Below are 18,948 nucleotides of genomic sequence, written 5' to 3'. Positions count from 1 at the left end.
GTGAACGTGAAGGTGCGCGACGGGCTGTGGGCGGCAGGTACCCTCGCGCTGGCGCTGGTGACGCTCGTGGCGCCGCTCGGCCGGCCGGTGCACTGGTGGCTGATCGTGGCCTCGGCGGTCTGGGCCGCGGCACTGGTGCCGATCAGCGCGCGCTGGCCGAGGTGGGCGATCCTGCTCACGGCTCCCCTGAACGCGGTCAACAACCTGCTCGCGATCGCCCCGACTTCGCTCGTGATCTTCCGCGCGGCCCGGTCCGTGCGGAAGCAGTCGCAGCTGTGGGCGTTGATCGGGGTCACCGCGGTGCTGCAGGCGGCGTTCAGCGGCCTGCACGCGTGGCGCGCCGGGGACGGTCTCACCGAGTACCTGCTCGGCGCGGCGTTCACCGTGATCTTCCTGCTGATCTTCCCCGCGGTGGCCGGTGGGCTCATCGGGCGGCGCAAGCCGTTGACGCAGGTGCTGATGGAGCGCAACGACTACTTGGAGCACGCACGCGCGTTGACCGCGAGCACCGCCAGGTCCGACACGCGCGCGCACATCGCGAGCGAGATGCACGACATGCTCAGCCATCGGCTCCGCCAGTTGACCGCGCACGCTTCTGCACTGGAGCACTCTGCCGCCGTCCAGGCTCCTGAACTGCGCGAACAGGTCGAGTTGATCCGCAAGACGTCCGCGGTCGCGATGGACGAGCTGCGCGAGATCCTCGGTGTGCTCGGCAGCATCGAGGCCGATGAGGACGCCGGCACGCGCGCGGACGTCGAACGGCTCGTGGCGGCTTCTGCCGATGCGGGCATGTCCGTCCACCTCGACTGGTCAGGCGACGATCTGGCCGATGCCGACGCACGATTGCGACGAGCTGTGCATCGGGTCGTGCGCGAGGCGCTCACGAACGTACACAAGCACGCGCCGTCAGCCCGCACCCGCGTGTCGGTGCAGGTCGCCGAACGGGTGCACGTCGAAGTCGTCAACGGGCCGAGCACCGCACCGAGAGGTGGCGGCACCCGGCGAGGGCTCATCGGGCTGGAGGAACGGGTCGAGCTGATCGGAGGGTCGCTCCTCGCCGGACCGTTCGCCGGCGGCTTCCGCGTGGCGGCCGAGCTGCCGTTGCACCCGGTGGCGCAGGAGGAGACGGGCGCGGCGGGCACCGTGGCGGAGGCGCCACCGCCGCCGATCACCGCCGAGGTCCTGACCGTGCCGCGCGTGGTCGGCAGCGGCTGTCTCGCGACGCTGTCCGTCGTACCGGCTCTCGGCACGGCGTTCGTCCTGCTCGTCGTCGCGATCTTCAGCCGCCCCGAGATGACCCGGCAGGAGTTCGACGCGTTCCAGGTGTCGGTCGCGCACGAGGAGGAGGTCACCGAGACGTTCGGGTTCGGCGTGCCGTCGGACCACATCGGGTGCTTCCGCTACCACGCGCGCAACGAGGCCGATCGGGACTTCGAGCTGTGCTTCGACCGCAAAGGTGTGTTGACCGCGAAGAAGGAGCTGCCGCGATGAGGTTCGTGTGGCCCGTTCTCGCGTTCGTGGTGGGTCTCGTGCCGCTGATCGCCCCGCTGGCACCGGCCCCCCACCCGCTGCTGACCATCGCGACCGCCGCGTGGATCGCGGCGCTCGTGTGGCTCGCCCCGCGCAAACCGGACTGGGCGCTGCTGCTCACCGCACCGCTCTTCGCGGTCAACAACCTGTGGGCGCAGTCCGTGACGATCTTCGTGGTCTTCACCGCGTCCCGGCGCAGCACACGGCTCGGCCGGTTGTGGGCATTGCTCGGCATCATGACGTTGCTGCAGAGCGCGTTCAGCTTTTTCCAGGAGAACTTCCGGACGATGCCGCTCCACGAGGCGGCGGCCGGCTCGGTCATCGGTTCGGTGTTCTTCGTGCTGTTCCCCGCCGTCTCCGGCATGCTGCTCGGCCGCCGCAGGCCGATGGTCCGGTTGCTGCAGGAGCGCAACGAGTACCTGGAACGCGCTCGTGCGCTGACCGCCGCGTCGGCCAGATCCGAAGAACGCGCGCACATCGCCGGCGAGATGCACGACATGCTCGGGCACCGGCTCAGCCTGATCTCCATCCACGCGGGCGCGCTGGAGCTGGCGACCGCGCGGAAAGCACCGCAGCTGCACGAGCAGGCTGAGCTGATCCGCACCACCTCGTCGCTCGCGATGGCCGAGCTGCGCGAGATCCTCGGCGTGCTGCGCACCAACCCCGAACCCGAGTCACTCGACGAGGACACCGGCACCCGTTCGGACATCGCCGCGCTGACAGAAGGTGTCGCCACACTCGACTGGTCCGGCGACGACCTGCACGGCGCCGATCCGCGCACGCGCCGTGCGGTCCACCGGGTCGTGCGAGAGGCGTTGACGAACGTGCGCAAGCACGCACCGAACGCCCGCACCCGAGTGCAGGTCACCGTTCACGGCGGACGTGCCCGGATCCAGGTGCTCAACGCGCCGTCCGACGGACCTCCCGGCAAGGGCGCCCGGCGCGGTCTGGTCGGTCTGGAGGAACGGGTCGGGCTGCTCGGCGGGTCGTTCAGCGCGGGCCCACCGCCGGAAGGTGGCTTCCGGGTGGCAGCGGATGTGCCGCTGCACCCGTCGGTCCAGGCAGCCGCCGAGGTTCGGGAGGTGCCGCCCCCACCGGCGGCCGAGGTGCTGACCGTGCCGCGCGTGGTGGGCGGAGGTTGCCTCGGGCTCCTGGCGCTGTTGCCGATCAGCGGCGCGATGATCGTGTTGCTGCTCTTCGCGTTGCTCAACCCGACGCAGATGAACGCGCCGTACTTCGACTCGTTGCGGGTGGGCGTCACGTCCGAGGAAGAGGTGACCGGTCAGTTCGGCGTCGGGCAGCTCGGGGTGGACGGGTGCTCGCGGTTCCAGACCTCGCACAACGCCGAGCTTGTCTACAAGCTCTGCTTCCGCAACGGCAAGCTGCACTCGAAGGAGCAGGAGAAGCCGTAGGGTGCGGGGCGTGATCCGAGTCCTCATCGCCGACGACGAGACGCTCATGCGAGCCGGCATCCGGCTGATCCTGGAGAACGACCCGGACATCACCGTGGTGGCCGAGGCCGCAGACGGCAAGCAGGCCGTCGAGCTCACCCGCAAGCACAACGTCGACGTGGCGTTGCTCGACATCCGCATGCCCGGCGGCGACGGCCTCAAGGCAGCCGAGCAGATCGCCAAGTCCGCCAACGTCGTCATGCTCACGACGTTCGGCGAGGACTCCTACGTGGCCCAAGCGCTCAAGGTCGGCGCGACCGGGTTCCTGCTCAAGGACACCCCGCCGCAGGAGCTGATCAACGCCGTTCGCAAGGCCGCCGACGGCGAACCGATCCTCGCCCCGCAGATCACCAAGCGGCTGATCGAACGCCACCTCACCGCCCCGGACGACGGGTCGGCAGCGCGCCGCAAGATCGACACGCTCACCGACGCCGAACGCAACGTGCTCAAGCTCGTGGGCGAAGGGCTGTCCAACACCGAGATCGGCGAGCAGCTCTTCATGGCGACCGGCACGGTGAAGGCGCACATCAGCCGGATCCTGCCCAAGCTGGAGTGCGCCAACCGCGTGCAGGCCGCCATCGTGGCCCACGACGCCGGACTCACCCGGTCGTGAAGCGGTCCAGCGCGCGAATCTTGTTGGTGGCGTCCAGCGCCGCGACCTTGTAGGCCTCGGACAGCGTCGGGTAGTTGAAGACGGTGTCGACCAGGTAGTCGACCGTGCCGCCGCAACCCATCACGGCCTGGCCGATGTGCACCAGGTCGGTGGCGCCGGTGCCGAACACGTGCACGCCGAGGATCTTGCGGTCCACAGTGGACACGAGCAGCTTCAGCATGCCGTACGCGTCGCCGACGATCTGGCCGCGGGCGAGCTCGCGGTACCGGGAGATGCCGACCTCGTAAGGAGTCGCGGACGAGGTGAGCTCGGTCTCCGTCGCGCCGCAGTACGAGATCTCCGGGATCGTGTAGATGCCGATGGGCTGCAACGCGGTCATGTCGTGCACCGGTTCGCCGAACGCGTGGTACGCGGCCAGCCGGCCCTGGTCCATCGACGTCGCCGCCAACGCCGGGAAGCCGATCACGTCACCGACGGCGTAGATGTGCTCGACCGGCGTGCGGTAGTGCTCGTCGACGCTCAACCGGCCGCGGCGGTCGGCCTCCAGGCCGGCGGCGGCGAGGTCCAGCTTGTCGGTGCAGCCCTGGCGTCCGGCCGAGTACATGACCGCGGCGGCCGGGATGCGCTTGCCCGAGGCCAGCGTCGTGATCGTCCCCGAGTCGGACACCGAGACGTCCACGACCTTCTCGTCGAACCGGAACGTGACGGCCTGGTCGCGCAGGTGGAACTTCAGCGACTCCACGATCTCCGGGTCGCAGAAGTCCAGCATCTTCTCGCGCTGCTCGACGACGGTGACGCGGCACCCGAGCGCGGCGAACATCGACGCGTACTCGATGCCGATCACGCCGGCGCCGACGACGACCAGCGACGACGGGATCTCCTGCAGCGCGAAGACCTCGTCGGAGTCGAGGATCCGCTCCTCGTCGAAGTCCACCGCGGACGGACGGGCCGGCGTCGTGCCGGTCGCGATGACGATGAACTCGCCGGTGATCCTGGTGTGGTCGCCGCGGTGAGTCCCTTCCACCGCAACGGTGTGCGCGTCGACGAACCGGCCGATGCCGTTCAGCAGGTCGATGCCGTTGCGGTGCAGCTGCGCGCGCACGACCTGGACCTCGCGGCCGATCACGTGCTGCGTGCGGGCCATCAGGTCACTGATCGTGATGTCCTGCTTGACCCGGTAGCTGGCGCCGTACAGCTCGCGCTGGCTCATGCCCGTCAGGTACATGACGGCCTCGCGCAACGTCTTGGACGGGATGGTGCCCGTGTTCGCGCAGACGCCGCCGACCATCTCCTGCTTGTCGATGATGGCCACGCGCTTGCCCAGTTTCGCACCCGCGATCGCCGCCTTCTGGCCACCAGGACCGGAGCCGATGACGATCAGGTCGTAGTCGTACGACGTCATGCTCGGCAGCCTACCGAGACGGGTTCGATTCCACCTCCGAACGAAAAATGAACCCGTCGCGCGGAATCGTCGTTCGTTGGGCCATGACCGAACTTCGCACCTTCCGTTTGCCCGAGATCATCACCGGCTCGGACGACGACGTCGAGCTCGGCCGCCAGCTGATCGCGGCATGGCAGGCCGACGGGATCCTGCAGATCGCAACGGACGCGGTGCAGGACCGAACCACCGAAGAAGCCATGGAGGCCAGCAGAAGGTTCTTCCACGGCTTGTCGCTCGAGGAGAAGTCACGCCTGGTCAGCGACCTGACCTACGCCGGGTACATCGCGTCCGGCGAAGAGGTCACCGACGGGATCGCCGACTACTCGGAGATCTTCACCGTCTGCAAGGACGTCCCGCTCGACGACTCCCGCGTCGTCGACAAGTGGCCGTGCCACGGTCCGGTGCCGTGGCCGGACAACGGCTACCGCGACGCCATGCAGGACTTCATGGCGATGCTCGGCGAGGCCGGCGAGAAGATCCTGAAGCTCACCGCACTGGGCTTCGGACTCGACATCGACACCTTCACCAGGCTCACCGCCGACGGCTGGCACCACATGCGCGTGCTGCGCTTCCCCACCAGGTCCGAGACGGTCGACCGCGGCATCGGCGCCCACACCGACTACGGAATGCTCGTCCTGGCCGCACAGGACGACGTCGGCGGCCTCTACGTCCGTCCGCCGATCGAGGGCGAGGAACGGCCGCGCAACTGGCTGCCCGACGAGTCGGCGGCAGGCTGCTTCCAGGACGCGGAGGGCTGGACCTTCGTCGAACCCGTCCAGCACGTCTTCACCGTGTTCCCCGGCGACATCCTGCAGTTCCTCACCGGCGGCAAGCTGCTGTCCACACCGCACAAGGTCCTGCTGAACACGCGCGAGCGGTTCACCATGGCGTACTTCCACGAGCCGAACTTCGAAGCCGTCGTGCGCCCGTTGGACCCGCACGCCGACGTCAACAGCGTGATCCATTACGGCACGCACTTCACCAACATGTTCATGCGCTGCTACCCCGACCGCATCACCACGCAGCGGATCCTCGAAGAAGACCGGCTGACGGTCCTCAGCGAACTCCGTTCTGGGGTTCGTCACTCCTGAACGGAATGATCAGGTCGAGCAGGCGGGCCGCGGCGCGGTACTCCGCAACGCGGTCCGCGAACGGCCGCTGCACGATCCGCTGCACGGTGTCCTTCGACAGCCGTTCGTAGGCAGGAACGGTGTCGTTGCTGAGGAAGTCCCAGCGTGCCGTCCGATCCGCGTAGTTGAACGCCGGCAGCGGACCACCGAACAACGGCCGGTACTGCGCGGGCGTCCGGCCACCCGGCACCGGCATCGGACCGGCCATCGTGATCGCGTAGGTGATCACCTCGCCGGGCGGCAGCAACCGGGCGCGCATCCGGTCGAACTGCTCGGCGATCACCAGGTTCTGCTCGCGGGACGAGAACTCCAGCACCGCCTGGGCCGGATCCGCCCACGCGGCGGTGGTCTCCGGATCGATGATCCCCGCGTCGCGCATCTCCTCCACGGCCGCGATCCCGCCGTGCAGATAGGCGGCGTGCATCGCACCGAGGTCCATGAAGATGTGCTTCTGCATGGACATCAGCATCGACGAGAACCACCGCAGCTCCGGCACGGAGCCGAGGTCGAGCATGCCGGCGGCGAACGCGGGCGCGCCGATGTTCGCGAACCCCATCCACCGCAACGTGTCCGGGTGCTGGAGGTAGAGCCGCGCGTAGAAGTCGTAGACGGCGAAGATCGCCGCGCGGTTGGCGTCGGCGCTGCGCTGGGGGTCCCACTCGGACAGCGAGACACCGGCGTCCTCCGCGGCGCGGACTATCCAGTACTGCCACAGCAGGGCTCTGAACCGCGACGGCGGGATGCCTTTCGCGCGATGACGTTGCAACGCGGCCTCGAGCGCGGCCCTGTCGTACGGCAGATCGGGGTGGACTCCACCCCGCTCTTCCCCGTTTCCGTTGGACAGCGGCAGATCCAGGTAGTCCACCGTGTCCGCCTTGGTGGCGCCCATGCTGGTGAGCACGAGCGCCGCCACAACCATGAGCACGCGCATGAATGCGAATCGTAGTCGGATCAAGCAGGCTTTCCGTTCACAGTGGTGCCCGGGAAAGTGATGTTTTGCGCGTTCGTTAGCTTGTTGCCGCCTTTGGAGATCGAAGTGAACTTCGAATTCGACACGATGACGTTGCTCACTTTGGACGCTGATAGGCCATCGATCTCAACGGCGTACTCCTTTGAGCCAGCAACGGTGAGCCGTTCGAACGACAGGTTGCGCACCACCGGGTTCACCACCGGACCGGAGTTGCCGGAACCGCTGTAGTTGAGCGTGACGAACACCGGCGACTTGGTCAGCTTGTTCGCGGTGATGTCGCGGAAGTGGACGTTCTCGATTGTGCCGCCGCGGTACTTGCTGGTCTTGATGAAGACCGCGTACCAGAGCTGGTCCGAGTTGTTGGCCTGGTTGACCGCGCAGTTGCGCGCGAAGATGTTGCGTGCTCCACCGGACGCCTCGCTGCCGATGCAGATCGCGCCGCGGTTCGAGAAGACGAACCGGTTGTTCTCGATCACGATGTGCTGCGACGGCATGTTGACGCGGCGGCCGTCGACGTCGCGTCCGGACTTGATGGCGATGCAGTCGTCGCCGGTGTTGAACGTCGAGTCCTTGATGTGCACGTCGGTGCAGCACTCCGGGTCCACACCGTCGTTGTTGCCACCTCCGCCTCGACTGCTGATCGTGACGCCCTCGACGGTGATGTTGCGCGACTTGACCGGGTGCACGCTCCACATCGGCGGGCGCTCGATGGTGATGCCGCTGATCAGGACGTTCTCGCAGGACACGAACTGGATCAGGTTCGGTCGAAGCTTGTGCCCCTCGCCGAGCCTGCGCTGCGCGACCGGAGTGCCCTGCTCGCCCCACTTCTGCAGCTGGGACCAGTCGGATCCGCCGCTGCCCCACGGTTTCCAGGTCTGGCCCTGGCCGTCGAGGGTGCCCTGGCCGGTGATCGCGATGTTGGTGGCTTTGTTGGCATACACGAACGCCTGGTAGTTCATGCACTCGATGCCCTGCCAACGGGTTTCGACCATCGGCAGGTACTTCTTGGGGTCAGGGCTGAAGAGCAGCCTGGCGCCCTTGTCGACGTGCAGGTTCACGTTGCTCAGCAGGGTGATGCCGCCGGTGAGGAAGGTGCCTCCCTTGGCGATCACCCGGCCGCCCTGGGCCGCGTTGGCCGCCTCGATCGCCTTCCTGAACGCGGCGGTGTTGTCGGTCTTGCCGTCCGCCTTGCCGCCATACGCGGTGACGTCGAACTCGCGCGCGGGGAACGTCGGCGGCTTGATGCGGGCGAGGATGTGCTGGACTTCGTCCCACGGGTCCGCCGCACCGGGGACGAGCATCCCCGCGGCCGCCAGTCCGGACACCTTGAGGAAGGAACGCCGGGAACCAGTCATGTCCGCCTCCACTGCAAACGTTTTCAGCAGCGGCGTGAGCGTGAGCCTATACCGTGCAGGCGTGACTCCCAAGGCATTCGTGGCGGCGGTTCGGGCCGGGTTGCAGGAGCTGGCGGATCCGGTGAAGGCGCCGGAGATGCAGGCGTACATGAAGTCCGACATGCCGTTCCTGGGCGTCCAGAAGCCGGGCCGGGTGACGCTGCTCAAGTCGTTGCCGCGGCTCGAATCCCGCGACGAGTGGCTCGACGCCGTGCAGACGTTGTGGCGGGAGGCGACGTATCGCGAGGAGCGGTACGTGGCGCTGTCGTTGAGCGGGGATCGCCGGTTCCAGTCGGCTGACCTGATGCCGTGGTTCGACGAGATGATCGTTACCGGTGCCTGGTGGGACTTCGTGGACGAGATCGCGTCGAAGCTGATCGGGCCGTTGCTGCGGTCCTCGCCCGAGGTGATCAGGCCGCTGATGCTGAAGTGGTCTGTGGACGCGGACAGGTGGCGGCGGCGGACGTCGATCATCTGCCAGCTGGGGGCGAAGGGCGCGACCGACGTCGAACTGCTGACCGCGTGCATCGACGCCAACGTGGACGACCGCGACTTCTTCCTGCGCAAGGGGATCGGGTGGGCGCTGCGGGAGTTCGCGAAGACCGAGCCGGGGTGGGTGCGGTCGTTCGTGGAGGCACGACCCGGACTGTCACCGTTGTCCCGGCGGGAAGCTCTCAAGCACCTCTAGAGTTGATCTCGTGCTGGGGAAACACGTACGACTTGAACCGTTGTCGCTCGACCATGCTCCGGAGCTGTTCGAGGTCACCCGTGACCCGGACATCTGGACGTGGTTGCTGAACAGCCAGCCCGAGACCATCGACGACATGCGCGCGTGGATCGCCGAGGCGCTGGCCACGCGGGAAGCGTTCGCGCAGATCGAGGTCGCCACCGGACGCGTGGTCGGGACGACGTCGTTCTACGAGGTGGTGCCGGAACACCGCAGGCTGGTGATCGGCTACACGATCGTCGACAGCGCGTGGCACGGCACGGCGATCAACCCCGAGGCCAAGCTGCTGTTGCTGACCGAGGCGTTCGAGGTGCGCAACGCGTTGCGGGTGGGCTGGTACACCGACGCGCAGAACGTCCAGTCGCGGCGGGCCATCGAGAAGCTCGGTGCGGTTCAGGACGGGGTGTTGCGCGCCCACCTCACGCGGCCGGACGGATCCCAGCGGGACACGGTCGTCTACTCGATGGTGCGCGCGGAATGGCCGGCAGCGCGGGAACGGCTCACTAGCCGTGTTTCGCGCGACCCGAGTAGGTGAGCGGGAAGACCAGCTCGGCGCACGCGTCCGGCACATCCTGCGCGACCTGGACCTTCATGACGACCTCGACCGCCCCACCGGCCGGGATCTCCACGACGTCCTTGAGCGGCACGACGGTCAGCACACCGGCCGGGCATTCCTTGACGCGCTGCTGGGTGGCGTCGAGCGGCTGACCGGGAACCGCGGACAGGCTCTCGACGATGATGTCGACGGAGTTCGGGTTGGACAGCCGCACCTTGCGCTCACCCTCGGCGCCCGGTCGAAGCTCCACCGCGGCACCGGAGATGTCGTTGATCTCGAACGGCTTGAGCTGCTGCATGCCGGACTCGCCGCTGCTCACGGAGTACGCCATGGCCGGCGACTCCGGCGCGGGCCACGTGAGGTGCATGGCCGCCACGACGGCCGCACCGATCATGAGGATCGTCAACGACACGGCGATCTCAAGGCGCGGACCCAGACTACGCATGGCGCAACTCTCCAGAGTTGTTGCTCCAGGCGGTGGGTTCGCCTCTAGCTCCCCACCGGACCGGCGACCAACTCGCCCGGTGGTTCATCGCTTCGCCCCTCGGCCCTAGCGGGCCGCGTCGCCAATCTTGGAGAAGCTTCACGTACTGCGCAAGCGTCTGACGGGCGCCGATTTCCCCCTCTAATGAGGGACTTTTGGCACCTTGACAGCTACGCAGGGCTACCACCTGCTGGTTTGATCCCAAATCCCGATTTCCGGGCTTCGACCGATCGAGCGAATTATCAGGAACAGAACTTTCCGGCCGACCTGGACTGACCGCGAGCGGACCCGCGACCTTGATCAGGACGTTGACCTTACCTGGCGCCTCGGCGGTGTCGGCGTTGGTGACCACGCTCGGAGTGTCCGTCGCCCTCCGGAACGCGGAAAGGCCCGAGACTCCGGAGAATCTCGGGCCTCACCAGGCACAACCGATCAGGCGCGGAGAGCCGCACCCAAACGTTCGCCGGCGGCTGCGACGGCCGCGTCGCGAGCACTCGTCGCTTCTTCCACCGTCAGCGTGCGGTCCGGCGCCCGGAAGCGCAGGGAGTACGCGAGCGACTTCTTGCCCTCGCCCACCTGCTCGCCCGTGTAGACGTCGAACAGGCGGATGTCCTCCAGCAGGTCGCCGGCCGACGCGCCGAGCACCTCGGACACCGACTGCGCCGGCACGGAGGCGTCCACGACGAGCGCCACGTCCAGCAGCACCGGCGGGTACGCCGACACCTTCGGGGCCGGGCGGTGGTCGTCCAGCGGCAACGCGTCGAGGTCGAGCTCGAACGCCACGGTCCGCTTGGGCAGGCCCAGCGCCTCGATCACCTTCGGGTGCAGCTCGCCCGCGTGGCCGACGGGCCAGTCGCCGACGCGCAGCTCGGCACAACGGCCGGGGTGCCACGGCAGCAGGTCCGAGGCCACGACGCGCAGCTGAACGCCGTACGCCTGAGCTGCCCGGCGTGCCGCTTCGACGGCGTCCGACCAGCCGGCCAGGCGGCCCTTGCCCCACCAGCCGGCGAGCTCGCGGTGGCCAGTGAGGACACCCGCGACGTGCACCGGCTGCTGCGGCAGCGCGGCCAGCATCGAGGCCACCTCGGCCTCGGTGGGCCGGCGGTCGACACCCAGCGCGGGCACCGGAACCTGTTGCGCGCGCGGCAACGTCACCTGCGCGATGTTGTACAGCGCGACGTCGCGAGCACCGCGGGACAGGTTGCGCTGCAACGTCTCCAGCAGGCCCGGCAGCAGCGTGGTGGCGAGGACGTTCTTGTCCGCCTCCAGCGGGTTCAGCACGCCGACCGTGTTGCGGCGGACGTCGTCAGCCGCGAGTCCGAAGCTGTCGAACACCGACGGGTCGATGAACGGGAACGGCTTCACCTCGACGAAGCCGGCCTCCGCCAACGTCCGCCACACGGTGCGGCGGCGGCGCTGCTGCTCGGTCAGACCGCGGCCGGCCGGCGCGGGCGGCAACACCGAGGGAATCGTGTCGTAGCCCTCCAGCCGCAGCACCTCCTCCACCAGGTCGGCGGGCTGCACGAGGTCGGCGCGCCAGGTCGGCGGGACGGCCGTGACGATCGTCTGGCCGTCGTCCGAGGTGGTCACGGAGACCTGGCAGCCGATCTGGCCCAGGCGGCGAGCGGTGACGCCACGCGCGTAGCGGACGCCGGCCACGCGGTCCGGCAGGTCGATCGGCATCGACACCGGTTCGGGCAGCGCGGGCACACCGACGTCGGTGCGGCCCGGCTTGATCTGGCCCTCGGCGTAGTGGTTGAGCAGCTTCGCGGCCCGCTCCAGCGCGACCGGCGCGAGGGCGGGGTCGACCGTGCGCTCGAAGCGCTTGGCGGCCTCGGACGGCAGCTTGTGCCGGCGGACCGTGCGCGCGATGGACGCCGGGTCCCAGTTCGCGGCCTCCAGCAGGATGTCCGAGGACGAGTCCTGGACCTCCGTGGAAGCGCCGCCCATGACGCCGGCCAGCGAGATCACGCCGGAGTCGTCGGCGATGACGATGTCGTCGGTGTCGAGCGCGCGGACCGAGTCGTCGAGCGTCGTGAGCTTCTCGCCCGCCAGCGCGCGACGAACCGTCAGCGCACCGGACAGCGAAGCAGCGTCGAACGCGTGCAGCGGCTGGCCCAGTTCGAGCATCACGTAGTTCGTGACGTCGACCGGCAGCGAGATCGAGCGGATGCCCGCGAGCATCAACCGGCGGCGCATCCACCACGGGGTGGGCACGGTCGGGTCTACGCCGGTGACGCGCCGGGCGACGAACCTCGAGCAGCCGGTGCGGTCCTCGATGTGGACCGGCCAGGCCTCGCCCTCCGGCTCCGGGATCTCCACGACACCGGGGTCGCCGAACGGCACGTCCAGCGCGCAGGCGATCTCGCGGGCCAGGCCGCGGACCGAGAACGCGTAGCCTCGGTCCGGGGTCGGCGCCAGCTCGATGACGCTGTCGTTCAGCCCGAGCAGCTCCAGCGCGTCGTCGCCGGGCTGCGCGGTGCCGGTGGGCAGCACGAGGATGCCGGAGTGGTCGTCGCCGATGCCGAGCTCGTCGGCGGCGCAGATCATGCCCTCGGACGTGCGGCCGTACGTCTTGCGCGCGGAGATCGTGAACCCGCCGGGCAGCACGGCGCCGGGCAGCGCGACGACGACCGAGTCGCCCTCGACGAAGTTCGTGGCGCCGCAGATGACGTTGTTGACCTGCTCGGGGCCGACCTCGACCTGGCAGTAGCGGATCGGCTTCTTGAACTCGGTGAGCTCCTCGATCGCGACGACGCGACCGGCGACGATCGGGCCGGTCACGGGACCGAGCGGGCTCACCTCCTCGACCTCGATGCCGATGCGGGTGAACGCCTCGGCGAGCTCGTCGGGTGTGGGGACTTCGTCGAAACCGAGGTGTTCGACCAGCCAGCTGACCGGAATGCGCACCGGATCAGGCCTCCGTTCCGAATGGCTGGGTGAAGCGGACGTCGCCCTCGACCATGTCGCGCATGTCGGGCAGGCCGTTGCGGAACTGCAGCGTGCGCTCGAGGCCCATGCCGAACGCGAAGCCGGAGTAGACGTCCGGGTCGACGCCGGTGGCGCGCAGGACGTTGGGGTTGACCATGCCGCAGCCGCCCCACTCGACCCAGCCGGCGCCGCCCTTCTTCTCCGGGAACCACACGTCGACCTCGGCCGACGGCTCGGTGAACGGGAAGAAGCTGGGACGCAGGCGGGTCTTGGAGTCCTCGCCGAACATGGCGCGGGCGAACGCGTCGAGCGTGCCCTTGAGGTGGCCCATGGTCAGGCCCTTGTCGACCGCGAGGCCCTCGACCTGGTGGAACACCGGGGTGTGGGTCGCGTCGAGCTCGTCGGTGCGGAACGTGCGGCCGGGGCACACGACGTACACCGGGAGCTCGCGGTTCAGCAGCGTGCGGGCCTGCACGGGCGAGGTGTGCGTGCGCAGGACGAGACTGCTGTCGTTCGGCGCGATGTAGAACGTGTCCTGCATCGAGCGGGCCGGGTGGTCCTTGCCGAAGTTCAGGGCGTCGAAGTTGAACCACTCGGTCTCGAGCTCGGGACCCTCGGCGATCTCGTAGCCCATGGCCACGAAGACATCCCCGATGCGCTCGGCGAGCGTCGTGATCGGGTGGCGCGCACCACGCGGGAAGCGGTCCCACGGCAGCGTGACGTCGACGGACTCCTCGCGCAGCACCCGCTCGTCGCGTTCGACCTGGAGCACGGCGTGGCGCTCGTCGAACGCGGTCTTGATCGCGGACTGCGCCTCGTTCACCCGCTTGCCGGCCTCGGCCTTCGCCTTGGGAGGCAGTGCACCGATCTCGCGGCGGGCCAGCAGCACGGGCGACCGGTCACCGAGGTGGCCAGGCTTGACCGACGCGAGCGCCTCCAGATCGGCAGCTCCGGCGAACGCCTCGCGCGCCTTCTGCACGGCCGCGTCGAGGTTCTCGGCCGACAGCGCCGCGACCTCCTTGGGGTCGTACGGGTCGTTGGCTCCGGACATGGTTGGTGGACAGCTCCCGTCCCGACTTCGGTAATGAACAGGCCGATCCTAGTGGGTGCGCTCTTGACCGCTGCGGGACGTTCCATTAAAGGGCGGCACTGGCCCCTGGTCCGTCCCTAGGATGGGCGGCATCATGTCGCACACCTTCCGCGTCGACCTGCGCGGCATCATCGACCTCCTCAGCCACCACCTGTACAGCAGCCCCCGCGTCTACGTGCGGGAACTGCTGCAGAACGCCGTCGACGCGATCACCGCACGGCGTGAGCTGGACCCGTCCTGCCCGGCCGAAGTGACGATCACGTGCGGCGCCGAGCTCCGGATCACCGACACCGGCGTCGGCCTCACCGAGGCCGAGGTGCACGAGCTGCTGTCCACGCTCGGCCGCACCTCCAAGCGCGATGAGCTGGGGTTTGCCAGGGAAGGGTTCCTCGGCCAGTTCGGCGTCGGCATGCTGTCGTGCTTCCTCGTCGCTTCTTCCGTGACAGTCATCACTCGGTCCGCGCGCGGCGGTTCGGCGGTGCGGTGGGAAGCGGATTCCTCGGGCAACTACACGGTGTCTGTTGTAGACGGTGAGGTGCCGATCGGGACCACCGTCGTGCTCACGGCTTCGCGCGGCAACGAGCACTGGCTGGAGGCCGACGTCGTGCGGCCGCTGGTGAGCGACTACGGCGATCTGCTCCCGGCCGTCGTGACGCTGGACGGCGCGGTGGTGACCCGCGGCGAGCGGCCGTGGGACGACGAAGAGGCGGACCTGTCGGCCTACTGCGAGCAGATCTTCGGGTTCACGCCGTTCGAGGCGATCCCGATCGAGGTCGAGGCCGCGGGGCTGACCGGCATCGCGTTCGTGCTGCCGTCCGGGGTGCATCCCGGCACGCGGCAGACGCACCGGGTGTATCTGAAGCGAATGCTCGTCGGTGACAACGTCGAAGGTCTGTTGCCGGACTGGGCGTACTTCGTGCGCTGCGTGGTCGACGCGTCCGCGATCCGGCCGACGGCGTCGCGCGAGTCGTTGTACCAGGACGAGATGCTGCTCGCGGTGCGCGAGGAGCTGGGCGAGCAGATCCGCGACTGGCTGATCAGGCTGGACGCGATCGAGCCGCGCCGCGCCGGTGAGCTGCTGGCCGCGCACCACCTTGGGATCAAGTCGCTGGCGCGGTCCGACGACGAGATGCTGCGGCTGGTCGAGCGGTGGCTGCCGTTCGAGACTACGGACGGCGCGATTCCGTTGCGGCAGTTCAGACGCAAGCACGGCGCGATCCTCTACATCCCGGACGTCGACGAGTTCCACCAGCTCGCGCCGGTCGCGGCCGCGCAGGGGCTGGGGCTCGTGAACGCCGGTTACGCCTACGACCTGGACCTGCTGAACCGGCTGAGCGCGCTGGACGGTCCGTCCATCGCCCGCCGGGTGGCGCCCACCGAGCTGCTGGCGGCGCTGGCCGACCCGGAGCCGGCCATCGAGACGGCGTTGCGGCTGCGGCTGGCCGAGGGCGCGGCGGCGCTGGACCGGCACGACTGCGACGCGGTGATCCGCGACTTCGATCCCGTCTCGTTGCCCGCCTTGCTGATCAGCAACGCCGAGCAGCAGCGCAAGCTCGACACCGAGCAGACCGCGGAGGAGGTGACGGACCCGTTGTGGGCGGAGCTGCTGGGGCAGCTGACCGCGGGCTCGTCGTCGTCGCGGCCGGAGCAGCTGGTGCTGAACTGCCGCAACCCGCTGGTGCAACGACTGGCGCGGCTGACCGACCCCGCGCTGGTCGAGCTGACGCTGGAGTCTCTTTACGTGCACGCCGTTCTGCAGGCGCGGCGAGCGATGCGACCGAAGGACACGGCGGCGCTCAACCGCTCGTTCATGGAACTTCTGGACCGTGCTGTTGGGGGTAGCTGACTCATGTCCGACTTCACCGCCGAGGACGCCGAAAGAGCGTTTCTCGAGGCGTACAACATGCCGACGGGCATGCCGAAGCACGAGGCGCTGGAACGCGCGGCGCGGATGGCCGACGCGCTCGGGCATCTGCCGCTCGGGGTGTCGTGCCGGATCGCGATGATCGACTCGGCGTACTACCTGTCGCGCTACGACCTGATGCTGGCGCCGTTCGCGTGGGCCCGTGCCGCCGAGGAGAAGGATCCCGAGGCGTTCAACGACTACGAGATCCACTCGCTGAACTGGTCGCACAAGTGGATCACGACGGGGCTGCGCCGGGACCCGCGGTTCTCGCTGGAGCAGTTGCAGGCCGTGATCGCGCAGCTCGCCGACCGCTACGGGCGGCTCGGGTTCTCGGTGCAGCCGGTGCACGGTGCGCGCGCCGAGTACGCCTACCACGTCGGTGACATGACGGGCCTGGCCGAGCACCTCGGGAAGTACCTGGCAACCGAGTCCGGTCCGATGGCCGACTGCAACGCGTGCGTGGTGGAGGAGCAGGTCTGGATGCTGGCGCGGCTGGGCCGGTACCAGGAGGCCGCCGCGCACGGCTGGGAAGGCTTGTCCGGCAACACGAACTGCTCGACACAGCCGCAGGGGATCCTGACCGCGCTGCTCTGGCCGTTGCTGGAGATCGGTGACGCCGAACGGGCCGCGCATGCGCACCTGACCGCGTATCGGTTGATCAAGGACGACGAGATCACCTCCTACGTGCACGAGCACATCAGGTTCTGCGCGTTGACGGGCAACATCGCGCGCGGCGAGGAGATCCTGCGCCGGTCGCTGCACAAGGTGAAGGGTGAGCAGCTGCCGGCCGACGAGATGTCGTTCGCGGAGTGCGCTGCCGTGCTGCTGCAACGGATTCCTGCCGACACGGTGTTCGAGGTCCCCGCGGTCGGGTCGCGGACGGCGGCCGAGCTGCTCGACCGGCTGGCGAAGCGGGCCGTGCAGCTGGCGCGGCAGTTCGACGAGCGCAACGGAACCTCCGCGTGGGTCGAGCGCGTGTCGAGGGCGCTGGAGCAGGCCGACTACGCGCCGGTCGAGCTCGCGGTCCCGTCCGCGCCGGTGGCCGTGGTGGCCGAGGAGCCGGTCGTGTTCGGTGATCCGGTGGAGATCGCCGAGGCGATGGTGACGCTGTACGAGCAGGGCGACTTCGTGCAGGCGCGGCGGATGCTCGACTCGCTGCCCGCGGACATGGACTCGTTGCTGCCGCCCGATCTCGCGGCGCACGCCGGGATCCGGCGGATGACGACCGGGCTGGTGCCGTTCGACCCGGAGGCCTTCGAGGCGCTGCTGGGGTTGTTGCCCCACGACTACGCGTTGCGGTACCAGGCGCGGATGGCGATCGGGCTGGAAGGCGGGCTGGAGCTCGCCGAACGGTGCCTGGCCGAGGCCGAGTCCGACTTCACGCGTGCGGTCGCGGCGTTGACGCTGGCCGAACTGCTCGACGACGCGCACAACCACGAGCGGGCCTCCGAGATGATCGCGCTGGCGTCCTCTTTGGACGTTCCGGAGCTGCGCGGGCGGATCCTGGTCGAGGCGGCGGAACACCGGGCGCGCCAACAGGATCTCGACGGCGCGTACGCGGACGTCGTGGCGGCCATGGCCGGCTCGTTGCCGGTGAGCGCGCGCTTCGAGGCGTTCCGGCTGCGGTTGCGGCTGGAGACCCTGCAGGGGCGCGTTGGTGAGGCGATGGCGACGGCGCGCGAGTTCGTGTCGGCGTTCCCGCTGCCGGAAGCCGCCGAGGCGCGCTGGTACCAGGTGGCCTCGATCCAGGAGCTGGACCAGGAAGCGGCGTGCCTGGCCGACCTGCGCGAGGCCGTCGCGATCTCGCGCGTGCACCTCTCCCCCGGCCACACCGCGCACTTCTGCTTCGCGCTGAGCGGCGGGTACGTGCAGACGGACCGGTTCGTCGAGGCCGCCGAGGTGCTCGAGGAGTCGTTGCGGCTGCTGCAGGACGGCCAGGAGGACCTGCGGCTGCAGGTGGTGTTCCGGCTCGGGCAGGTGTGCCGCAAGCTGGGCGAGCTGCCGGCGGCCGAGCGGTACCTGCGCGAGGCCTCCGAACTGCTGCCGCCGGAAGAGGTGGGGCGCCGGGCGTTCCTGCTGGACGCGCTGGCGTCGGTGCAGGGCCGGTTGGAAAAGCACGACGAGGCAACGGCTTCGTGGCGCGCGGCGGCCGCGTTGTGGCAGCAGGAGGGCAACCTCTCGGAGGCGATCGGCTCGCTGGTCGAGCTGGCCTCCGCACTGCCCGACGACGAGGTCGTGGAGACCCGTGCCGCGGTGGACGAGGCGGAGGCGCTGCTGCCGTCGCTGGACGATCCGCGCGAGGTCACCCGGCGGCAGGCGGAGATCGTCGCGATCCGCGCGTGGGTGCACGGGCAGGCCGGTGAGTTCGCGCTGGCGATGAAGCACTACCGGGACGCCGAGGCGTTGGTGGTGTCGCTGGGCGACGAGGGCTGGCGGGTGTTCGTCGTGCTGCGGGCTGCGGCCGTGCTGCTGAACGCCGACGACGCCGAGGGCGCGGAGGCCGAGGCACGCCGCGCGGCATCGCTGCTGCCCGACGACATGCAGGTCGGCAACGTGCTGTCGGTGCTCTCGGAGGCGTTGCGGCGCCAGAACAAGCCGTCCGGCACCGATCCGCTGGTCCGAGAGCTGACCGCACGGCTCGACTGATATGTAGTGGCCTCGTGTCAAGGGGCAAGGTGAGGCGCCCGCAAGGATGTTCCTGGCGGGCGCCTCGTGCTTCGTCGCG

14 protein-coding genes are annotated in these 18,948 nt (G+C 69.0%); 8 read left to right on the top strand and 6 right to left on the bottom strand.

Translation table 11 applies throughout. The annotated features are described in order from the left end of the window. From DI276_RS47985 to DI276_RS47975, 3 genes are read left to right on the top strand one after another with little or no spacing between them, the layout of a single operon-like run. On the top strand, positions 1 to 1,491 hold the full coding sequence (locus DI276_RS47985) for a sensor histidine kinase (RefSeq protein ID WP_157985394.1): 1,491 nt from the start codon (positions 1 to 3) through the stop codon (positions 1,489 to 1,491). Continuing rightward, complete coding sequence (locus DI276_RS47980) at positions 1,488 to 2,942, top strand: sensor histidine kinase (protein WP_112276906.1); 1,455 nt, start codon at positions 1,488 to 1,490, stop codon at positions 2,940 to 2,942. Before DI276_RS47985 ends, DI276_RS47980 begins: the two co-directional genes overlap by 4 nt. Before the next feature lie 10 nt (positions 2,943 to 2,952). Beyond that, positions 2,953 to 3,594: a response regulator gene (locus DI276_RS47975; RefSeq protein WP_112276939.1), complete on the top strand. Its 642-nt coding sequence runs from the start codon at positions 2,953 to 2,955 to the stop codon at positions 3,592 to 3,594. Here DI276_RS47975 and sthA read toward each other — a convergent pair. Beyond that, positions 3,581 to 4,996 (bottom strand): Si-specific NAD(P)(+) transhydrogenase, encoded by a 1,416-nt coding sequence (gene sthA / locus DI276_RS47970; protein ID WP_112276904.1) that lies wholly within the window; start codon positions 4,994 to 4,996, stop codon positions 3,581 to 3,583. The two genes, DI276_RS47975 and sthA, sit on opposite strands and share 14 nt — an antisense overlap. Positions 4,997 to 5,079: 83 nt before the next feature. Here sthA and DI276_RS47965 point away from each other — a divergent pair, with 83 nt between their 5' ends. Next, positions 5,080 to 6,126, top strand: a complete 1,047-nt coding sequence (locus DI276_RS47965) for a 2-oxoglutarate and iron-dependent oxygenase domain-containing protein (protein ID WP_112276902.1) — start codon at positions 5,080 to 5,082, stop codon at positions 6,124 to 6,126. Here the strand turns inward: DI276_RS47965 and DI276_RS47960 are convergent. Next, complete coding sequence (locus tag DI276_RS47960) at positions 6,092 to 7,096, bottom strand: hypothetical protein (RefSeq protein WP_112276900.1); 1,005 nt, start codon at positions 7,094 to 7,096, stop codon at positions 6,092 to 6,094. The two genes, DI276_RS47965 and DI276_RS47960, sit on opposite strands and share 35 nt — an antisense overlap. A 20-nt stretch (positions 7,097 to 7,116) precedes the next feature. Beyond that, positions 7,117 to 8,562, bottom strand: coding sequence for a glycosyl hydrolase family 28 protein (locus tag DI276_RS47955; RefSeq protein ID WP_232837426.1), 1,446 nt, complete (start codon positions 8,560 to 8,562; stop codon positions 7,117 to 7,119). Here DI276_RS47955 and DI276_RS47950 point away from each other — a divergent pair. Continuing rightward, positions 8,552 to 9,217: a DNA alkylation repair protein gene (locus DI276_RS47950; protein WP_232837425.1), complete on the top strand. Its 666-nt coding sequence runs from the start codon at positions 8,552 to 8,554 to the stop codon at positions 9,215 to 9,217. The two genes, DI276_RS47955 and DI276_RS47950, sit on opposite strands and share 11 nt — an antisense overlap. 10 nt (positions 9,218 to 9,227) lie before the next feature. After that, positions 9,228 to 9,791, top strand: coding sequence for a GNAT family N-acetyltransferase (locus DI276_RS47945; RefSeq protein ID WP_112276894.1), 564 nt, complete (start codon positions 9,228 to 9,230; stop codon positions 9,789 to 9,791). Here the strand turns inward: DI276_RS47945 and DI276_RS47940 are convergent. The 3 genes from DI276_RS47940 to pheS all read right to left on the bottom strand — a co-directional run bounded on the left by DI276_RS47940 (position 9,760) and on the right by pheS (position 14,278). Then, a complete protein-coding gene (locus tag DI276_RS47940; protein ID WP_112276892.1) occupies positions 9,760 to 10,257 on the bottom strand; it encodes a hypothetical protein in 498 nt (165 codons plus the stop codon). The genes DI276_RS47945 and DI276_RS47940 overlap by 32 nt on opposite strands. A 471-nt stretch (positions 10,258 to 10,728) precedes the next feature. After that, entirely contained in the window at positions 10,729 to 13,206 is a 2,478-nt protein-coding gene (gene pheT / locus DI276_RS47935) for a phenylalanine--tRNA ligase subunit beta (protein WP_112276890.1), read from the bottom strand. A gap of 4 nt (positions 13,207 to 13,210) precedes the next feature. After that, a complete protein-coding gene (pheS, locus tag DI276_RS47930; protein WP_112276888.1) occupies positions 13,211 to 14,278 on the bottom strand; it encodes a phenylalanine--tRNA ligase subunit alpha in 1,068 nt (355 codons plus the stop codon). 133 nt (positions 14,279 to 14,411) lie between these two features. Between pheS and DI276_RS47925 the strand changes: the two genes are divergently transcribed. Beyond that, entirely contained in the window at positions 14,412 to 16,163 is a 1,752-nt protein-coding gene (locus DI276_RS47925; RefSeq protein ID WP_112276936.1) for an HSP90 family protein, read from the top strand. A 3-nt stretch (positions 16,164 to 16,166) separates the two neighbouring features. Further along, entirely contained in the window at positions 16,167 to 18,869 is a 2,703-nt protein-coding gene (locus tag DI276_RS47920; RefSeq protein WP_112276886.1) for a hypothetical protein, read from the top strand. The last annotated feature ends 79 nt before the right edge of the window (positions 18,870 to 18,948 follow it).

Origin of the sequence: Lentzea terrae (assembly GCF_003265345.1) — a bacterium.
Lineage (GTDB): Bacteria > Actinomycetota > Actinomycetes > Mycobacteriales > Pseudonocardiaceae > Lentzea > Lentzea terrae.
The sequence above is the reverse complement of the archived record's forward strand: the minus strand, read 5'-3'. Positions and strand labels throughout refer to the sequence as shown.

Excerpts from the sequence above, each read along its gene's own strand:
- DI276_RS47980 (WP_112276906.1), top strand. The coding sequence starts at position 1,488 with ATGAGGTTCGTGTGGCCCGTTCTCGCGTTCGTGGTGGGTCTCGTGCCG.
- sthA (WP_112276904.1), bottom strand. The coding sequence starts at position 4,996 with ATGACGTCGTACGACTACGACCTGATCGTCATCGGCTCCGGTCCTGGT.
- DI276_RS47965 (WP_112276902.1), top strand. The coding sequence starts at position 5,080 with ATGACCGAACTTCGCACCTTCCGTTTGCCCGAGATCATCACCGGCTCG.
- DI276_RS47960 (WP_112276900.1), bottom strand. The coding sequence starts at position 7,096 with ATGCGCGTGCTCATGGTTGTGGCGGCGCTCGTGCTCACCAGCATGGGC.
- DI276_RS47940 (WP_112276892.1), bottom strand. The coding sequence starts at position 10,257 with ATGCGTAGTCTGGGTCCGCGCCTTGAGATCGCCGTGTCGTTGACGATC.
- pheS (WP_112276888.1), bottom strand. The coding sequence starts at position 14,278 with ATGTCCGGAGCCAACGACCCGTACGACCCCAAGGAGGTCGCGGCGCTG.
- DI276_RS47925 (WP_112276936.1), top strand. The coding sequence starts at position 14,412 with ATGTCGCACACCTTCCGCGTCGACCTGCGCGGCATCATCGACCTCCTC.
- DI276_RS47920 (WP_112276886.1), top strand. The coding sequence starts at position 16,167 with ATGTCCGACTTCACCGCCGAGGACGCCGAAAGAGCGTTTCTCGAGGCG.